General features: G+C 71.6%; 14 protein-coding genes. 9 read left to right on the top strand and 5 right to left on the bottom strand.

Going from position 1 to position 17,227, the window contains the following annotated elements; all coding sequences use genetic code 11:
- The first annotated feature begins 194 nt into the window (after positions 1-194).
- The 7 genes from ACZ4TO_RS18300 (at position 195) to ACZ4TO_RS18330 (ending at position 7,128) form a co-directional block, all read left to right on the top strand.
- A complete protein-coding gene (locus tag ACZ4TO_RS18300) occupies positions 195-845 on the top strand; it encodes a GntR family transcriptional regulator (RefSeq protein ID WP_382794766.1) in 651 nt (216 codons plus the stop codon).
- Between the two features lie 74 nt (positions 846-919).
- Positions 920-1,708, top strand: a complete 789-nt coding sequence (locus ACZ4TO_RS18305) for a PIG-L deacetylase family protein (RefSeq protein ID WP_468024720.1) — start codon at positions 920-922, stop codon at positions 1,706-1,708.
- Positions 1,705-2,415, top strand: coding sequence for a 4-carboxy-4-hydroxy-2-oxoadipate aldolase/oxaloacetate decarboxylase (locus tag ACZ4TO_RS18310; RefSeq protein WP_468024721.1), 711 nt, complete (start codon positions 1,705-1,707; stop codon positions 2,413-2,415). Before ACZ4TO_RS18305 ends, ACZ4TO_RS18310 begins: the two co-directional genes overlap by 4 nt.
- Before the next feature lie 58 nt (positions 2,416-2,473).
- Positions 2,474-3,535 carry a 4-oxalomesaconate tautomerase gene (locus ACZ4TO_RS18315; RefSeq protein ID WP_468024722.1) on the top strand — a complete coding sequence of 354 codons (1,062 nt, stop codon included), beginning with the start codon at positions 2,474-2,476 and terminating at the stop codon, positions 3,533-3,535.
- A gap of 9 nt (positions 3,536-3,544) precedes the next feature.
- On the top strand, positions 3,545-4,495 hold the full coding sequence (locus ACZ4TO_RS18320) for a catechol 2,3-dioxygenase (RefSeq protein WP_468024723.1): 951 nt from the start codon (positions 3,545-3,547) through the stop codon (positions 4,493-4,495).
- Positions 4,496-4,795: 300 nt separating this feature from the next.
- Complete coding sequence (locus ACZ4TO_RS18325; protein ID WP_385045172.1) at positions 4,796-6,124, top strand: MFS transporter; 1,329 nt, start codon at positions 4,796-4,798, stop codon at positions 6,122-6,124.
- 227 nt (positions 6,125-6,351) lie between these two features.
- A complete protein-coding gene (locus tag ACZ4TO_RS18330) occupies positions 6,352-7,128 on the top strand; it encodes a GNAT family N-acetyltransferase (protein WP_385045175.1) in 777 nt (258 codons plus the stop codon).
- Positions 7,129-7,149: 21 nt separating this feature from the next.
- Here the strand turns inward: ACZ4TO_RS18330 and ACZ4TO_RS18335 are convergent, their stop codons facing one another.
- Both ACZ4TO_RS18335 and ACZ4TO_RS18340 read right to left on the bottom strand, forming a co-directional pair.
- Positions 7,150-8,031, bottom strand: coding sequence for a GNAT family N-acetyltransferase (locus ACZ4TO_RS18335; RefSeq protein WP_468024724.1), 882 nt, complete (start codon positions 8,029-8,031; stop codon positions 7,150-7,152).
- 190 nt (positions 8,032-8,221) lie between these two features.
- Positions 8,222-8,485, bottom strand: a complete 264-nt coding sequence (locus ACZ4TO_RS18340) for a GlsB/YeaQ/YmgE family stress response membrane protein (RefSeq protein ID WP_382794790.1) — start codon at positions 8,483-8,485, stop codon at positions 8,222-8,224.
- 252 nt (positions 8,486-8,737) lie between these two features.
- Here ACZ4TO_RS18340 and ACZ4TO_RS18345 point away from each other — a divergent pair, with 252 nt between their 5' ends.
- Complete coding sequence (locus tag ACZ4TO_RS18345) at positions 8,738-10,183, top strand: hydrolase (protein ID WP_468024725.1); 1,446 nt, start codon at positions 8,738-8,740, stop codon at positions 10,181-10,183.
- Positions 10,184-10,257: 74 nt separating this feature from the next.
- Here ACZ4TO_RS18345 and ACZ4TO_RS18350 read toward each other — a convergent pair whose 3' ends face one another.
- The 3 genes from ACZ4TO_RS18350 to ACZ4TO_RS18360 form a co-directional block, all read right to left on the bottom strand.
- The gene (locus tag ACZ4TO_RS18350) at positions 10,258-11,037 is read right to left on the bottom strand and encodes a hypothetical protein (RefSeq protein WP_385045179.1); all 780 of its coding nucleotides are present in this window, start codon (positions 11,035-11,037) and stop codon (positions 10,258-10,260) included.
- 158 nt (positions 11,038-11,195) lie between these two features.
- Positions 11,196-13,949 carry a glycoside hydrolase family 2 protein gene (locus ACZ4TO_RS18355; RefSeq protein ID WP_468024726.1) on the bottom strand — a complete coding sequence of 918 codons (2,754 nt, stop codon included), beginning with the start codon at positions 13,947-13,949 and terminating at the stop codon, positions 11,196-11,198.
- 361 nt (positions 13,950-14,310) lie between these two features.
- Positions 14,311-15,510, bottom strand: coding sequence for an ROK family transcriptional regulator (locus ACZ4TO_RS18360; protein WP_382794799.1), 1,200 nt, complete (start codon positions 15,508-15,510; stop codon positions 14,311-14,313).
- A gap of 220 nt (positions 15,511-15,730) precedes the next feature.
- Here ACZ4TO_RS18360 and ACZ4TO_RS18365 point away from each other — a divergent pair, with 220 nt between their 5' ends.
- Positions 15,731-17,185, top strand: a complete 1,455-nt coding sequence (locus ACZ4TO_RS18365; RefSeq protein ID WP_468024727.1) for an APC family permease — start codon at positions 15,731-15,733, stop codon at positions 17,183-17,185.
- The last annotated feature ends 42 nt before the right edge of the window (positions 17,186-17,227 follow it).

Here is a 17,227-nt window from a genome sequence, read left to right on the forward strand (position 1 = left end):
TACCTCCTCCCACACCCCCCCACCCCCCCCCCCCCCCCCCCCCCCCCCCCCCCCCCCCCCCCCCCCCCCCCGCTCCGCTGTCGGCGGACCCGCGGGTTCCGCCGTGACACGGTCGGCAACATGCCGAACAAAATTGTTGACAATCTTGTTGGTCTAGATTTACGTTCGACAGGCACTCACTCAGGGAGGGCGCAATGCAGAAGGAAGCCCGTCCAGGCACCGGCGAGCAGGCCAAACAGCACGCGTTGGCGGAGCTGCGGCAGGCGATTCTGCGCGGAGAGATGGCACCGGCCCAGCGGCTGGTGGAGAACGAACTCGCCGAGCAGTTCGGTGTCACCCGGGCCAGCGCACGCGCGGCGCTGATCGAGCTGGAATCGGAGGGACTGGTCGAACGGATCCGCAACCGCGGATCGCGCGTCCGGGTGGTGACCGTGGAGGAAGCGGTCGCCATCACCGAGTGCCGTATGGCCCTCGAAGGGCTCTGCGCCGCCAAGGCGGCCGTCCTGGCGACCGACGACCAGCTCGCCGAGCTGGCCGATCTGGGCGCCGCGATGGTCAAGGCGGTCGGCGACGGGGAACCGGTCACCTATTCCGAGCTCAACCACGAAGTGCACGCCCGGATCAGGGAGTTCTCCGGCCAGCGGACGGCCGTCGAACTCCTGGAACGACTCAACGCCCAACTGGTGCGCCACCGCTTCCAGTTGGCGCTGCGCCCGGGCCGGGCCCAGCAGTCCCTGAGTGAACACCTGGCCATGATCGAGGCGATCGCGGCCCGGGACCCGCAGGCGGCCGAAGCGGCCGTCCGCGCTCACCTCGGCAGCGTGATCGAAGCGCTGCGCGACTGACGCACCGCGCGGCGACGCGCGGTGCGACGGACAGCCGAGGCGGGCGCCCACCTGTCCACCAAGGAGATTGCTCAATGACGCACGGCTACGCGCCCGCCGCCCCCGACCCGTCGGCCCCGCCCGGTGACGGGGAGCGCCCATCACGATCGACGCTGGTCGTCACCGCGCACGCCGGGGACTTCGTGTGGCGGGCGGGGGGCGCCATCGCCCTGGCCGCGTCCCGCGGGGAGAAGGTCACCATCGCGTGTCTGACGTTCGGCGAGCGCGGTGAGTCCGCGAAGGCCTGGCGCGAGGGCAAGAAGCTCGACGAGATCAAGGCGATACGCCGAGAGGAGGCGGAGAAGGCGGCCGCCACGCTCGGCGCCGCGGTCCGCTTCTTCGACGCCGGCGACTACCCGCTCACCGTCACGGCCGAGCTCACCGACCGGCTGGTGACGGTCTACCGCGAGACCCAGCCCGACGTCGTGCTCACCCACCCGGCCGAGGACCCGTACAACGGCGACCACCCCGCCGCCCACCGCATGGCGCTGGAGGCCCGCGTTCTCGCCCAGGCCATCGGCTACCCCGGCGAGGGGGAGATCATCGGCGCCCCGCCCGTCTTCTACTTCGAGCCCCACCAGCCCGAGATGAGCGGCTTCCGGCCCGAAGTCCTCCTCGACATCACCGAGGTGTGGGGGACCAAGCGCAAGGCGATGGAATGCCTCGGCGCCCAGCAGCACCTGTGGGACTACTACACCGACCTCGCCGTACGCCGCGGGGTCCAGCTCAAGCGCAACGCCGGCCCCAACCTGGGCCTGGCCCACAAGACCATGGCCGAGGCGTTCATGCGTCCCTACCCGCAGATCGCGAAGGAACTGGCATGAGCGGCGTGATCGTCACCGGCCCGCCGCGGGCGGACGCGAAGGACGTCGAGGCGATCGCCGGGTACGGCACCGCCACCGTGCACGAGGCGATGGGCCGCGCCGGACTCCTCGGCACCGGGCTGCGCCCGATCCAGCAGGGCGTCCGCGCCGCGGGCACCGCGGTCACCGTGCTGTCCTGGCCCGGCGACAACCTCATGATCCACGCCGCCGTCGAGCAGTGCGGCGAGGGCGACATCCTGGTCGTCACCACCACCTCCCCCTCCACCGACGGCATGTTCGGCGAACTGTTCGCCACCGCCCTCCACCGGCGCGGGGTGCGCGGTCTGGTCATCAACGCCGGCATCCGGGACACCGCCGAACTGCGCGAGATGGGCTTCGCCGCCTGGTCCGCCGCCGTCAGCCCGCAGGGAACCGTGAAGGCGACCGGCGGCTCCGTGAACGTGCCGGTGGCCATCGGCGGCCAGATCGTCCGGCCCGGCGACGTGATCCTCGCCGACGACGACGGCGTGGTGTGCGTGCCGCGCGAGGAAGCCCGTGCGGTCGCCGAGGCCTCCGCGGCCCGTGAGCGCAAGGAGGCGCTGGCCCGCGCCGCCTTCCTCGACGGCGAACTCGGCCTGGACCGCTACGGGTTGCGCGAGACGCTCGTACGCCTCGGCGTGACCTACACGTCGTACGAAGACCACGTACGGGACGGAGCCGCGCCGTGAGCGGGCCCCGCTTCCCGGACGGGGCCGTGCCGTGAGGGGCCCGGAGGAGGTGCGCTGCATGCTTCTGCGCGGGGGCACGTCCAAGGGTGCCTACTTCCTCGCCGGGGACCTGCCCGCGAACCCCGCCGAACGCGACGGCCTGCTGCTGCGCGTGATGGGCAGCCCCGACCCGCGCCAGATCGACGGCCTGGGCGGCGCCCACCCGCTGACCAGCAAGGTGGCGGTGGTCTCGGTCTCCGCCGACCCGGCCGCGGACATCGACTATCTGTTCCTCCAAGTCGCCGTGGACAGGACGGAGGTGTCGGACCGTCAGAACTGCGGCAACATCCTCGCCGGGATCGGCCCGTTCGCCGTCGAACGCGGACTGGTCGAGCCGGGGGAGGGGCGTACGTCGGTACGGATCCGCATGGTCAACTCTGGGGATCTCGCGGTCGCGACCTTCCCCACCGAGGACGGCCGCGTGGTCTACGACGGCGACGCCGAGATCTCCGGCGTGCCGGGGACCGCGGCGCCCGTGGTGATCGAATTCCCGCGGGGGAGCGCCCCGTTGCTGCCCACCGGCCATGCCCGGGACCTCCTCGCCGACACTCCCGTGACGTGTGTCGACAACGGCATGCCGACCGTGCTGATCGCCGCGTCCTCGCTGGGCGTCACCGGGTACGAGACGCCCGAGGACCTGGAGGGGGACCGGGTCCTGGCCGGCCGGCTCCGCGAGATCCGGCTGGAGGCGGGCAAAGCGATGGGGCTCGGTGACGTCGCGAACGCCACCGTGCCCAAGCTGACCCTGCTCGCGCCGCCCCGCGCGGGGGGAGCCGTCACGACCCGCACGTTCATCCCGGTGCGCTGCCACACCTCCATCGGCGTCCTCGGCGCGGCGAGCGTCGCCGCCGGGCTGCGCGTGGAGGGCGGCGTCGGACACGCCGTGGCGCGCCTGCCCGACCGGGGCGACCGGCTGCGTATCGAACATCCCACCGGATTCCTCGACATCGAGGCCGGGGTCGACCACGGCCCCGGCGGCGGCCCGCCCGTGGCCCGGCGCACCGCCGTCGTCCGCACCGCCCGCAAGATCTTCGACGGCACGGTCTTCCCCCGGCCGGCCGGAGCCGCACATCAACCCTGAGGAGCCCCCATGGCCCCGCCGCTCGGCGACATCGCCCACCTCGGGCACGTCGAACTGCTCACCCCCGACCTGGACGCCAGCGTCCGCTTCTTCACGGAGTACCTCGGCCTGACCGAGAACGGCAGCTCCGGAGACTCCGTCCACCTGCGGACCTGGGGCGACTACGAACACCACAGTCTGACCCTCACCGCCCACACGACCTCGGGCATCCGCCGCACCGCCCTGCGCGCTTCCAGCGAGGAGGCCCTCCAGCGCCGGGTCAAGGAGAGCGAGAGTGCCGGCCGCGAGGGCCGCTGGGTGAACGACGAACCCGGGATCGGCCCGCTCTACGTCACCACCGATCCCGACGGCCACGAACTCGCCCTGTACTGGGAGAGCGAGTGGTACCGGGCGCCGGAGCACCTGAGGCCGGGACTGAAGAACCAGCCGCAGGCCAAACCCGGCCACGGGGTCGGCGTACGGCGCCTGGACCACGTGAACTACCTCGCCTCCGACGTCGCCGCGAACGGGGACTTCGTCCGCGACGTCCTCGGAGCCCGGCCCACCGAGCAGATCCGGCTCGACAGCGGGCGGATCGCCGCCCAGTGGCTGACCTTCAGCAACAAGTCGTACGACGTCGTCTACACGGAGGACTGGACGGGGTCGAGCGGGCGCCTGCACCACATCGCGTTCGCCACGGACACCCGCGAGGACATCCTGCGCGCCGCCGATCTCGCCATCGACACCGGTGTGTTCATCGAGACGGGCCCGCACAAGCACGCCATCCAGCAGACGTTCTTCCTGTACGTCTACGAACCCGGCGGCAACCGTGTCGAGTTGTGCAACCCGCTCACCCGCCTCGTCCTCGCGCCCGACTGGCCGCTGATCACCTGGACCGAGGACGAGCGGAAGAAGGGCCAGGCCTGGGGTCTGAAGACCATCGAGTCCTTCCACACCCACGGCACACCGCCCGTCGGCTGACCGTCTCCGGGACGACCTGCCGGGATCGAACGGCCGAGCGAAGCATTCCAGCCGGTACCTGCGTGCGGGCGGCATCGATCGTGTGCCGCCCGTGCGTGCTTTCACCTGCCCGTCAGCCGCTCGGACGAAGGTCACCCGAGGTGGCCGGATCGTTTCCTGGATTGTTGACAAAAGCGTTGACACTCTCGGAGTTCACTCCTTAGCGTCTGTCGCATCACCGGGTCGGCCGCACGAGCCGCGTCGGCCCGCACCCACGACCCCCTTCCAGGGCCCCCACCTCCTGGACGAGAGGAAACAACGATGTCCTCCTCCCTCGCCCTGCCCGCTCGCGGCGGCAGCAGACTGGCCGCGCTGGTCGTCGGCCTCTGCTGGCTGGTCGTCCTCTTCGACGGCCTCGACATGTTCATCTACGGGTCCGTGCTGCCGCACATGCTGGAGACGAAGGCGCTCGGCATCGACCCCGGCAAGGCCGGCGACGTCGGCTCCTGGGCCACCTTCGGCATGCTGATCGGCGCCCTGTGCTCGGGCACCGTCAGCGACTGGGTCGGCCGCAAGAAGACGATCATCGCCTCGACCGCCGTGTTCTCGCTGGCCTCCGCGGTGTGCGCCTCCGCCGGGAGCCTGGGCGTGTTCAGCCTCGGCCGCTTCCTGGCCGGCCTCGGTCTGGGCGGCCTGCTGCCGAGCGCGATCACCATGGTCACCGAGTACGCGCCCCGCGGCCGCCGCGCCCTGATCGTGGGCTCGCTGATGACCGCTCACCAGGCGGGCGGCATCGTCGCCGGATTCGTGGCGCTCGGGACGGGCGACTGGCGGATCTCCTTCTGGATCTGCGTGATACCGCTGTTCATCGGCGTTCCGCTGGCGGCCGCGTACCTGCCCGAGTCGATGGCCTTCCTCCAGGCCAAGGGCCGCACCGACGAGGCCCGGGCGCTCGCCGACCGCTACGGTGTCGACCTCGCGGCCCGTGCCGAGGAGCGCCAGGCCGTCGCCGACCGCTTCGGCGCCGTCGCCGCCCTCTTCCGCGGCGGCCGGTGGCTCCAGACGCTGCTCTTCTGGATCGCCTCCTTCGGTGGACTCCTCCTCGTCTACGGCGTCTCGCAGTGGCTGCCCTCGCTGATGAAGGCCAACGGCTACAACCTCGGCTCCTCCATCGGCTTCGTCATCGTCATCAACCTCGGCGGCATCGTCGGCATGCTGATCGGCGGCCGCCTGACCGACCGGTTCGGCGGCTCGGTCATCTCGGCGATCTGGTTCGGCGCCACCGCCGTCGGCATCTACTCCCTCAGCGTCAAGATGCCGCTGCCCCTCACGTACACCGTCGTCTTCCTGACCGGCCTGTTCCTCTTCAGCGCCCAGGCGATGATCTACGCGACGGTGGCCCACCGCTCCGAGGACGACAACCGTGCCACGGCCGTCGGCTGGACCTCGGGCATGGGCCGCTTCGGCGCCGTCTTCGGCCCCTGGCTGGGCGGTCAGCTCCTCGCCACCGGCTCGACCACCGCGGGCTTCACCGCCTTCGCCCTCGCGGGCGTCTTCTCCCTGGTGTTCGTCAGCCTCACCGGTCTGAGCCGCGTCCGGACGGCATCACCGGACACCGTCCGCCCGCAGGAACTGACCGTCACCGGCTGACCGGAGCGGCACGCGGCCGGCGTCCGGGCGGGCCTGAGGAAGGGCCCGCCCGGACGCCCTCGCGTCCCGGCAGCGTGAGCCGACCGTGCCCGGCTCCGGACCGTGCCGGGTTCCGGACCGTCCCGGGTTCCGACCGGCCGGGGGAGAGGGCCGAACGGGGCCCGTCCGGTGGCCTTTGGACACTTATTCCCGTTGCCCCGTTCGTCCCGGGATGCTGGAGTGACCCCATGGATCACGCGGCGGTACTGGCGCTGTTCGACCGGGACATGCGGGAAGGCGCGCGGCCCGACGCGCCGGGCGCCCGGGTCGAGCGCGCCGGCAAGGTGGTGCGCCAGTTCGGCGCGGACAAGGGCTGGAACGGGGTGGTCTGGTCCGACCTCGACGCGGCGAGCGCCGACGCGGCCATCGCCGAACAGGTGCGCTTCTTCTCCGGCCTCGGGGGCGGCTTCGAGTGGAAGGTCTACGGGCACGACCGGCCGCTGGACCTGGGGCAGCGGCTGCGGGCGGCGGGTTTCACCGCCCAGCCCGAGGAGACGCTGATGGTCGCCGAGCTGAGCGATCTGGCCCTCGACGTGCAACCACCCGAGGGCGTACGGCTGTTGCCGGTCACCGACCGCGCGGGTGTGGCCCTCGTCGCCGACGTGCACGAACAGGCCTTCGGCGGCGACGCCACCCTGCTGCGCCACCAACTGCTCGCCCAGCTCACCGGTGACGCGAACACGGTCGTCGCCGTCGTGGCGCTCGTCGGCGACGTCCCGGTGAGCGCGGCCCGCATGGAACTCGTGCCGGGGGCCCGGTTCGCCGGGCTGTGGGGCGGTGGCACCGTCGAGGCCTGGCGGGGCCGGGGCATCTACCGCGCCCTCGTCTCCCACCGCGCCCGTGTCGCCGCCGAGCGCGGCTACCGCTACGTCCAGGTCGACGCCTCCAGCCGGAGCCGTCCGATCCTCACCCGCCTGGGCTTCCAGCCGCTGACCACGACCACCCCGTACGTGTACGCGGGCTGACGCGGGCCCGGTCCCGGCTCCTCAGAGGTCCAGCCGGTACTCCAGTTCCCGGTGGGTGGGCCGATAGCCCAGCGCGTCGTTGATGCCGATCATGTACGCGTTGCTGTCGGCGGTGTCCGTGAGCAGGCCGGAGAGTTCCGGGTACCGCAGCCGGGCCGCGCGGATCGACTCCGCCTTCATCCACAGCCCGAGGCCGTGGCCGCGGTGCTCCGGCAGGACTCCCGTGCCGTAGTGCTGGGCGTCGCCGCGTCCGTCGCCCGGGACGACGAGTTCGGAGAAACCGGCGACGGAGCCGTCCGAGCGGTCCACCACGGCCACCGTGTGCAGGGCCTCGCCCCGTGCGAGAACGGCCTCGGCGACGGCCACGACCCGTTCCACGTCCCAGACGTCGAAGCCGTGGTCGCTGTCCTCCATCGGCATGTCGTCCATGGCCCGCCGGGAGTCGGCGAAGGTGTGCGCCAGCTCGGCCGGCACGACGCCTTCCCAGCTCGTCAACGCGTAGCCGGGGTGCGGGCGTTCGGCGATCTCCGTCACCGCCGCGAGGTCGAGGTCCGGCAGCGCGAGGCGGGCGAACGTCAGGGCCAGCACCGGGCGGAACCCGTGGGCCGCGAGAAAGGGTTCGCCGGGCGAACCGGCCGTGACCCGGGCGACCAGCGACCGGCGTCCGTCCTCCCGCGCGGCCGCTAGAGCGGCGGTCAGCAGGGCGCCGCCCACTCCGGTGCGGCGCTCCGCGGGGTGCACCGCGATCTCCAGCTCGGCGCGATGGTCCCGGCCCTTGCCGCCGGACAGCCCGAGGAACGCCGAGCCCACCGGGACCCCTTCGGTGTCCGAGGCGAGCCAGGCCAGACGGCGGCCCGACGGGGAGGCGTCCGGATCGGTCAACGGTGTGATGCGTGGCGGCAAGGTGTCTCCGTGGCGTGGGGGCGCGGGCGGGCGCGGGCAGGCGAAGCCCGCAGACGGTAGCCGCGCGCGCGTCCGCCCCGCAACGCAATTCCCCGAGAGGCGCCCAGGGGGAGGCAGGGCGCCGCGACGCCCGGCCCGCGGCTGGCCGGCACCCCGCCCCGCCCGCCCCGCGTCCCCGCGAGCCGTTCGCTCAGCGGCGCGCCCTCGACCGGTCCAGGGCCGCGACACCGATCGCGGCGAGGCCTATCTGGATGAGCCACTCGATCCAGTCGACGCCCTTGGTGTCGGCGACGTCGAACGCGGCGGCGATCCCCGACCCGATGAACGCGGCCACGATGCCGACCACGATGGTCCACAGGATGCCGATGCGCTGGCGGCCGGGCACGACGAGCCGGCCCAGTACACCGATGACGATGCCGATGACGACGGCACTGATGACGCCAGAGATCTCCATCTGAGCCCCTCCTGGTCGGTCCCCCGCAGTTATGTTCTGCCCGCATCCGGCCCGGCCAGTCCGCGGCCGGGCCCGCGCCCGTGGAGAGGCCGCCGGAGGGCCCGCGGCGCACCCCGCCCGCCCCCTGGGCAACTCGCGTTTGGACATGTACCGTTCAATAGTCTGTTGAACGGGAGACAGTCAACTTCCGTTCTACGCGCGCAGACTTGGCGCCCGCACCGCCTCTCCCCCCTCATCACGGAGGTTCGTCGGATGCTCGGATTCAGGAAGTCCCGCCACAGACTCACCACCGCCCTGGGCCTGTTCGGACTGCTCGTCACGGGTGCCGCGCTCCAGGCGGCCACCGCTGTTCCCGCCCACGCGGCCACCCCCCACCGCGTCCTGTTCGACAACGGCCACGCCGAGACCGCGGGCAACGCCGACTGGATCATCTCCACCAGCCAGCCCGACCCGCTCGGCCAGAACTCCAGCCCCACCTCGGAGACGTCCTGGACCGGTGCCCTGTCCTCCTGGGGCGTGGCGCTGCAGAAGACCGGTAACTACAGCCTCAAGACGCTGCCTTCGGGCTCCAGCCTCACCTACGGCGGCACGGCCGCGACCGACCTGTCGAACTTCGACGAGCTGGTCCTGCCCGAGCCCAACACGCTGTTCACCACGGCCGAGAAGACCGCGATCATGACGTTCGTCAAGAACGGCGGCGGCCTCTTCATGATCTCCGACCACACCGGTGCCGACCGCAACAGCGACGGCTACGACGCGGTCGAGATCTTCAACGACCTGATGACCAACAACAGCGTCGACAGCACCGACCCGTTCGGCTTCTCGATCGACACGCTGGACGTCGGCTCCGACTACCCGACCGCCATCAGTGACAGCACCAACGCGGTCCTGCACGGCTCGTTCGGCACCGTCACCAAGAGCCTGATCGCGGACGGGACCACGGCCACGCTCAAGCCGGCGGACAACTCGGCCGTCAAGGGCCTGGTCTACCGCACCGGTTACTCCGGGAACACCGGCGCGTTCTTCGCGACCAGCACCTTCGGCAGCGGCAAGGTCGCCTTCTGGGGCGACAGTTCCCCCATCGACGACGGCACCGGCCAGTCCGGCAACACGCTGTACGACGGGTGGAACGACAGCGGCGCCACCAACGCGGCCCTCGCCCTGAACGCCACCGACTGGCTGGCCGGCACGACCAGCGGCGGTGGCGGCGGCGGTGGCGGCACCTGCACGGCCGCCCAACTGCTCGCCAACCCCGGCTTCGAGTCCGGCGCCACCTCCTGGACCGCCACCAGCGGCGTCATCACCAACAGCTCCGGCGAGGCGGCCCGCACCGGCTCGTACAAGGCGTGGCTCAACGGCTACGGCTCGGCCAACACCGACACGCTGTCCCAGTCCGTGACCATCCCCTCGGGCTGCACGGCCACCCTGAGCTTCTATCTGCACGTGGACACGGCCGAGACGACCACCACCACGGCGTACGACACCCTCAAGGCCCAGGTCGTGAACAGCAGCGGCACCGTGCTGTCGACCCTGGCCACGTACTCGAACCTGAACGCCGCGTCCGGGTACACGCAGCGCACGTTCAGCCTGGGCTCCACCTACGCCGGGCAGACGGTCACGATCAAGTTCAGCGGCGTCGAGGGCTCCACCCTCCAGACGTCGTTCGTCCTCGACGACACCGCGCTCAACGTGAGCTGAACCTCCGTCAAGACGAGGGGCGGGCCCAGGACCGGGTCCGCCCCTCGTGCGTCAGCGTTCGGGTGCCCGCCGGGTCAGGCGACGCGGCGCACCTTGACGCCGTCGGCCTCGAAGTCGTAGACGTACTGATTGATCCGCAGCCCGTCGACGGCACCGATCCACATGTGGTCGCGGCCCTTGCCCACGGCGGCTGAGTAGATGGTCGGCACCGCGCCGCCGTCGTTCAGGGAGGCCTTGAGCTGCGTGAAGGTGCATTGCGCGGCCTGGTCGCAGGCGGTCTCGCCGCCCGTGAGGAACCAGTAGCCGGTCGTGGTGGCGTCGATGTAGCCACTCCAGCGGTTCGTCACCGGGGCGGCGTCCGGTACCCACACGAGCGTGGAGTAGGTGTCGGTCGGGTGCGCGCTCACGTTCGGATTGATCTCGAACCTGATGTTCGGCATGTTCTTCGTGCCGCCGTAGTCGACGTTCTCGCCGGTCTGGAAGACGTGGAACCCGACTTTGTTCAGGCCCAGTACCGGATCGCCGAAGAAGTCGACCTCGTTGCCGAAGTCCACCTTCTCGGCAGGAGGGGTCAGCGAGGTGGAGCTGTCCGCCACCTCGATTCCGAGGCTGCCCTTCCCGTAGGGCGGCCTGGCGGAGGAGCCCGTCACGCCGAACGATCCGTAGGGCCCCGTCCGCAGGGCGGCGACGGGGGAGCCGATGGTATTTCGTGTGATCACGCCCCAATGCTCCGACTGTGCCCGGCTTCCGTCGGCGGCGGCGGGGACCGACGCCTGGACGGTCGATGTGAGGATCGCGGTCAGTGCGGTGACCGCGAGCACCTTTCCCCGGGGCATGCCAAAACGAAGTCTCACGCTCGCTCCTCGCGGGTGGTCGATGGGTCCGACGCGCGCCGGTCCCGTCCGGCGCGACGCCCGACACGCTATGTCACCCTCAGTGACCTACGCGTCAGCGACATGCTGTTGGCATATGCCTGAATCGGGCACAAGGTGCGAAACGCTCCACTCTGCTCCTACTCTCCGTGTCGACTCGCTCCAGTACCGGCCGCCGGAACGGTGGTCTCCGACGCGTTCCACCCCGTGACCCGCACGCGGGGTGCCGAGCCGTGCAGATCGGCCGTCCGGTACGTGGCGGTGAGTGTCGTGGACTCTCCGGGCCACAGGCTGACCTGGTTGTCGGACCATCGAACGGGCAGGACCGGCTTGCCGGTGGAGTCCACCAGGTGTGCGTCGGTCAGCAGCGACGGGGTCTTTCCGGCCCCGGTGTTCCGCAGCGTGACCGTCGTCGTGGAGATGCCGTTCGCGGCGGCCGAGGTCGCGGCCGTCGCCGAGACCGGTACCCGCGCCATCGAGTTGAGCCCCCTCAGGTCCGCGTAGCCCGTCGTCGGGGTGTGGTACCAGTCGGTGTTCGCCCAGTCGAGCGTGTCCGGCCGCGTCGACAGCCAGTACACGTTCCGGCCGATCTCCCGGCCCCCGGCGTCGCGCAGGACCAGGCGCGCCAGATAGGTCGTCGCGAGACCCCTCACCGAGGGAGGAACCGTCAGGGCCCTGACGTGCGCCCCGTCACCGTGCACGGTGAGACCGCTCGCCGTGCGGTCGTACCGCTGTGTGCCGTCCGGGTCGAAGAGCGTGACGCGCGCGCTGAGACCGGACACCGGCCTGTGCCGGTTGTTCACGACGACGACGGACCGGTCGTCGTACGAGTACTGCACGTGCAGGGCCTCGTCGGCCTTCTTCGCGCCGAAGTAGGCTCCGCCCTGGTCGAGATAACGGTCCATCAACTGCCAGTGCAGCGAGGTCCATCCACTGTTGAGCATCCAGTGCACGACCCCGGTCGAGGGCTTCGTCGCGTCGGTCGCGTTGCGTCCGTAGGCCTCGAACTGCGCCCGTACGGCCTCGTACTGGGCGAGCTGCGCCTTGCGCACATAGTCGGTGAGTCCGGTCGGGGCGCCGTAGCGGCCGGCCAGGGCGGCGTCGTAGATCTTGAGCGTGCCGAACACCGGGGACGGCGAGCGGTGGTACTGCCTGGCGTCCGGGTCCTTCCAGAGGGTGTCCAGTTCGGCGGGCGACATCATGCGGCGCAGGGTGTCGAGGGTGGGGATGTCGGGGCCGGCCCCGGTCTCGGAGTTGAATCCGGTGGCGCCGCCCTCGCGCTTGGCGTACCAGTAGCCCGGCGGGACCCAGTCGTAGGGCCCGGTCATCTTCATACCCGAACGGCCGGACACGGGGGAGGAGTTGTCGGACGCGGCGGCGACCACCGGGGTCGGCCAGTCGGCCGCCTTCAGCGCGTCGAGGTAGGTCTTCTCGATCCTGGCGTCCGGCGCGAAGTCGCTGCCGATGAGGAAGGAGACGACGCTCGGGTGGTCGCGCAGCCGGGCGGCCTCGGCGGCCATCGACGCCCGGGCGACGGGGTAGTCGGCGTCGGTCCACCTGTCGCCCCGCTCGTCGCCGTTGACCTGCCCCTCCCACTTGTCGCAGCACTCCCAGCCCGGCAGGGTGAGGATGCCGTAGCGGTCGGCGAGATCGAAGAACTCGTCGGGCTCGATGTGCCCTTCCAGGCGTACGGTGTTGAGGCCCAGGTCGAGCACGTACCTCAGCCGGTCCTCGACGTATCCGCGGTCCCAGCGCAGGAACTCGTCCGGCGACCAGCCGCCGCCCTTGATGAGCAGCCTCCGGCCGTTGACGCGGTACTGCCGGGCGCCGTCGGTGTTCAGGGGCGCCTTCACGTCGCGGACGCCGAAGGTCTCGTGGGCGGTGTCCGAGACGGTGCCCGCGACGGAGGCGGTCAGATCGAGCCCGTACAGCGGCTGGCCGCCCATGCCCGCGGGCCACCACACCTTCGGTGACCTCAGGCGCAGTCCGGGGACCTCGGACGGTGAGAAGGTGACGGCCCGGGTCTGGTGCGGCGCGAGCGGGACCGTCTTCGAGAAGGACACGGAGCCGACGCGGCCGGACACCGTGGCGGTCACGGCCGAGCCGGTCTCGTTGCGGGCCCGCGCCCTGACCGTGAGATCGGCGGTCCGGAGCGAGGGGACGTCGAGGCGGGTCAGTACATGCGCGTCGCGCAGCGCGACCGGGCCGCCGCGGCGGACGAGGACGTCCCGGACGATCCCCATGTTCTGGTCCGGCGGCGGCTGGAGCCAGTCGATCCAGCCCATCGTCAGGTTCTTGTCGGGGTCGTTGGGCCGGATGTAGAAGGCGACGGTGTTGGTGCCGCGGCGGACCAGGGAGGTGATGTCCAGTTCGTGGTGCGTGTAGGCACCCTTGACCCGGTCGGCGTCGGCCACCCGGTGGCCGTTGACGTAGACGTCCGCCGCCGAGACCACCCCGCTGAAGTCGAGCTGGGTGCGCCGGGACGTGTCGCTGACGGTGAAGTCCGAGCGGTACCACCAGGGAACGGTGAAGTCGGACTTCGGGATGTTCCGCAGGTTCGTCGAGTAGAACGGGTCCGCGTACCTTCCGTTCGCGAGCAGCGCCGCGAGGACCGTGGAACGCGGGCCCGCCGGGTACCAGCCGCTCGCCCGGTAGCCGGGACGGGAGACGGCCGACGCCGGATCCCGGACCTCGGCGCCGGACCGGATCGCGTATCCCGCCAGCGCCGTGGCGCTGCCCGGCGCGGAGGCCACCGCCGTGACCGGGAGGCGGGGCGTGGCGGCCGTCGCGGCGCCGGGGCCGTCGGCCGACGCGCTCCGGGAGAGGGTGCACAACAGGCCCAGGGCGACGGCGGCCGTGGCGAGGCGCGGCCGGGAGGCAGGGCGGTGGAACACGGTGATCTCCTTGGGGGGTGGGGGGAGCATCCGCGCTTCGGCACTGCAAGTTAGGAAACTTTACTAACTGGGTCCACAAGCTAGGCCGGTGAGCAATCCGTGTCAATCACCGGCCGGACCGGCGCGACCGGCCCGGTGTCCGCACGGGCGTCACGAACTGCACGGGTGTCACCGACTGCGTGGGCGTCACCGGCCGCACGAGTGGCAGCCTTCGCGCCGTCGTCACCCGTCGCGTCGTCGTCACCCGTCGCGCCGTCGTCGGCCTTCGCGCCGCCGTCACCGTCCGCGCGGGCCTCGCCGACCCGCACCGGCCCCGCGACGCACGGCCCGGCCGACGAGGTGCGGCGGACGCCCTCCCGGTTCAGGAGGCCGACCTGCGCTCGAACACCACATCGCGTGCCGTCCCCAGAGCCGTGGCCACCGCGCCGAGCAGGACCGCGTCCTCGCCCAGACGGCCGGGCGCGATCCTCGGGCGCAGCGGTGTGAGCGTCCGGAGCGTCTCGCGGACGGGCCGCAGCAGCAGGTCGACGCTGTGGCCGACCCCGCCGCCCAGGACGACCAGGTCGGGATCGAGCACCGCCGTCGCGGCGGCCACCGTGTGCGCGATCCGCTCGCCCTCCAGCCGGACCGCCTCGACCGCAGGGCCGTGCCCCTCGCGCGCCGCGTCGAAGACGGCCTTGGCGGTGAGCTGTCCGGTCATGCCGAAGTGCCGCGCGGCCTCCACGACCGCCTCGCCGGACACCGCGTCCTCCAGGGTCTCGGGCTTGTGCCGGCCCGGCCAGGGCAAGAAGCCGATCTCGCCGGCCCCGCCGTGCGCCCCCGTGAACAGCCGCCCCTCGCTGACGACGCCCATGCCGAGCCCGGTGCCGATCATGATGTACGCGAACAGCCGGCTGCCGGCGCCGACCCCGTAGGTGTACTCGCCGAGCGCCGCGAGGTTGGCGTCGTTGTGCACCTCCAGCGGGATGCCCAGCTCCTCGCGCATCCGGTCGAACAGACCCGCCCGGCCCCACCCGGGCAGATGCATCGCGTACCGCACCCGGCGCTGCTTCTCGTCGTACACGCCCGGGGTGCCCACCACCGCGTGCGCCACCTCGTGCGCGCCGACACCGGAGTTGGCCACGACCTGACGGGCCGTCGACACCACGAGGTCGGCCATGGCTCCCGAACTGCGGGCGCGGTTGCGCACGTCGGCGCGCGCGACCACCGCGCCGTCGAGATCGGCGACCGCCACGCGCAGCCAGCTCCGGCCGATGTCGATGCCGAGCGCGTACCCGGCGGCGGGATCGGGGGCGTACAGGACGGCGATCCGGCCGCGCTCGGGCGCCAGCGTGCCGGCCTCGCGGACGAGTCCCGCCTCCTCCAGCGCCGCGAGCGCGCTGGAGACCGTCGGCTTGGACAGCCCCGTCTCGCGGGCGAGCTGGGCGCGCGAGGCGGCACCGCCGGAGCGCAGCCGGTCGAGGAGCAGCCGCTCGTTCGTACTGCGCAGCCTGCGGCGGTTCCAGGGCTGTTCGGGGTGCTCTGCGGCGTCGCTGGCGGGCATCGCACCATTCTCACTCATGGGCCACGCCCCCTTGACGCGCTTAGTAAGGCTCCTTAACTTTATCGCCCAGTCGGCCCCGCCGGGCGAGCCGAGGGGAGTCCGGCGCCGTTCGCCCACCCGTCGCCCCCGATCCCGTCGGCCGCCTCCAGGCCGACCGTCACCCGCACGCCTCTCCGCGCCTCCCTCCCCGCACCTCCCCCCGTAGCCCTCTCCCCGCGTCCCGTCCTGAGGAGGATCCGTGTCCGGTACCCCGCCATCCCCCGGCGGTTTCGTACGCCGCGTCGGCATGTTCCAGGCCACCGCCATCAACATGAGCCAGATGTGCGGCATCGGGCCGTTCGTGACGATCCCGCTGATGGTCGCCGCGTTCGGCGGTCCGCAGGCCGTCATCGGATTCGTCGCGGGCGCCCTGCTGGCGCTCGCCGACGGGCTCGTGTGGGCCGAACTCGGCGCCGCCATGCCCGGTTCCGGCGGCAGTTACGTCTACCTGCGCCAGGCCTTCCAGTACCGCACCGGACGCCTGATGCCCTTCCTGTTCGTGTGGACGGCGATGCTCTTCATCCCGCTGATCATGTCCACCGGCGTGGTCGGCTTCGTCCAGTACCTCGGCTATCTGGCGCCCGACATGAGCCGGACCACCGGCGATCTCGTCGGACTGGGCATGGTCGCCCTCGTCGTCGTCCTGCTGTGGCGCGGGATCGAGCACATCGCGCGGATCACCGCCGTCATGTGGGGCGTGATGATCACCTCGGTCCTCCTCGTGATCGTCGCCGCCGCCACCGACTTCAGCGCCGCGCGCGCCTTCACCTACCCGGCGCACGCGTTCGCGCTGTCCACGAGCCACTTCTGGGTCGGCTTCGCGGCGGGCCTGACCATCGGCATCTACGACTACCTCGGCTACAACACCACGGCGTACATGGGCGCCGAGATCAAGGAGCCCGGCCGCACCCTGCCCCGCTCGATCATCTACTCGATCCTCGGCATCATGGCGATCTACCTGCTGCTCCAGATCGGCACGCTCGGTGTCATCGACTGGCAGCGGATGACGGACCCCGGCGACATCGCCTCCACCTCGGTGGCCTCGGCGGTCATGGAGGAGACCTGGGGCAAGGGCGCCGCCGACACCGTCACCGTCCTCATCCTGATCACGGCGTTCGCCTCGGTCTTCACCGGGCTGCTCGGCGGCTCGCGGGTGCCCTACGACGCCGCCCGCGAGCGGGTGTTCTTCCGCCCCTACGCCAAGTTGCACCCCAGGCACCGCTTCCCGATGCTGGGTCTGGCCACCATGGGCGTCATCACCGCGATCGGTTTCCTGATCGGCCGCCACACCGACCTCGCGACCCTCATCCAGCTCCTGACCACGGTCATGGTGATCGTCCAGGCGCTGGCCCAGATCGTCGCCCTGTCGGTGCTGCGCAAGAGGCAGCCGGGGCTGCGCCGCCCGTACCGGATGTGGCTCTATCCGCTGCCGAGCCTCCTCGCCCTCGTCGGGTGGCTCACCATCTACGGATACGCGGACAAGAACTCCCCGGGCCGCCATCCCATCGAGTGGTCGCTCGCCTGGCTCGCCCTCGGCCTGGTCGCGTTCGTCGTCTGGGCCCGGCTGGAGAAGGTGTGGCCGTTCGGCCCGAAGGAGGTCACCGAGGAGTACCTGACGGCACCGGCCGCGGAGGCGGAGCCGGCGGGGGCCTGACACTCGGCGCGACGGGGCGTCCGGCATCCGCGGTCGCCGGAC

Source organism: Streptomyces sp. NPDC028298 (genome assembly GCF_055565895.1).

Coding starts and splice junctions, on each gene's coding strand:
- ACZ4TO_RS18320 (WP_468024723.1), top strand. CDS start 3,545: ATGGCCCCGCCGCTCGGCGACATCGCCCACCTCGGGCACGTCGAACTG.
- ACZ4TO_RS18300 (WP_382794766.1), top strand. CDS start 195: ATGCAGAAGGAAGCCCGTCCAGGCACCGGCGAGCAGGCCAAACAGCAC.
- ACZ4TO_RS18310 (WP_468024721.1), top strand. CDS start 1,705: ATGAGCGGCGTGATCGTCACCGGCCCGCCGCGGGCGGACGCGAAGGAC.
- ACZ4TO_RS18325 (WP_385045172.1), top strand. CDS start 4,796: ATGTCCTCCTCCCTCGCCCTGCCCGCTCGCGGCGGCAGCAGACTGGCC.
- ACZ4TO_RS18315 (WP_468024722.1), top strand. CDS start 2,474: ATGCTTCTGCGCGGGGGCACGTCCAAGGGTGCCTACTTCCTCGCCGGG.
- ACZ4TO_RS18360 (WP_382794799.1), bottom strand. CDS start 15,510: ATGAGTGAGAATGGTGCGATGCCCGCCAGCGACGCCGCAGAGCACCCC.
- ACZ4TO_RS18345 (WP_468024725.1), top strand. CDS start 8,738: ATGCTCGGATTCAGGAAGTCCCGCCACAGACTCACCACCGCCCTGGGC.
- ACZ4TO_RS18340 (WP_382794790.1), bottom strand. CDS start 8,485: ATGGAGATCTCTGGCGTCATCAGTGCCGTCGTCATCGGCATCGTCATC.
- ACZ4TO_RS18305 (WP_468024720.1), top strand. CDS start 920: ATGACGCACGGCTACGCGCCCGCCGCCCCCGACCCGTCGGCCCCGCCC.
- ACZ4TO_RS18330 (WP_385045175.1), top strand. CDS start 6,352: ATGGATCACGCGGCGGTACTGGCGCTGTTCGACCGGGACATGCGGGAA.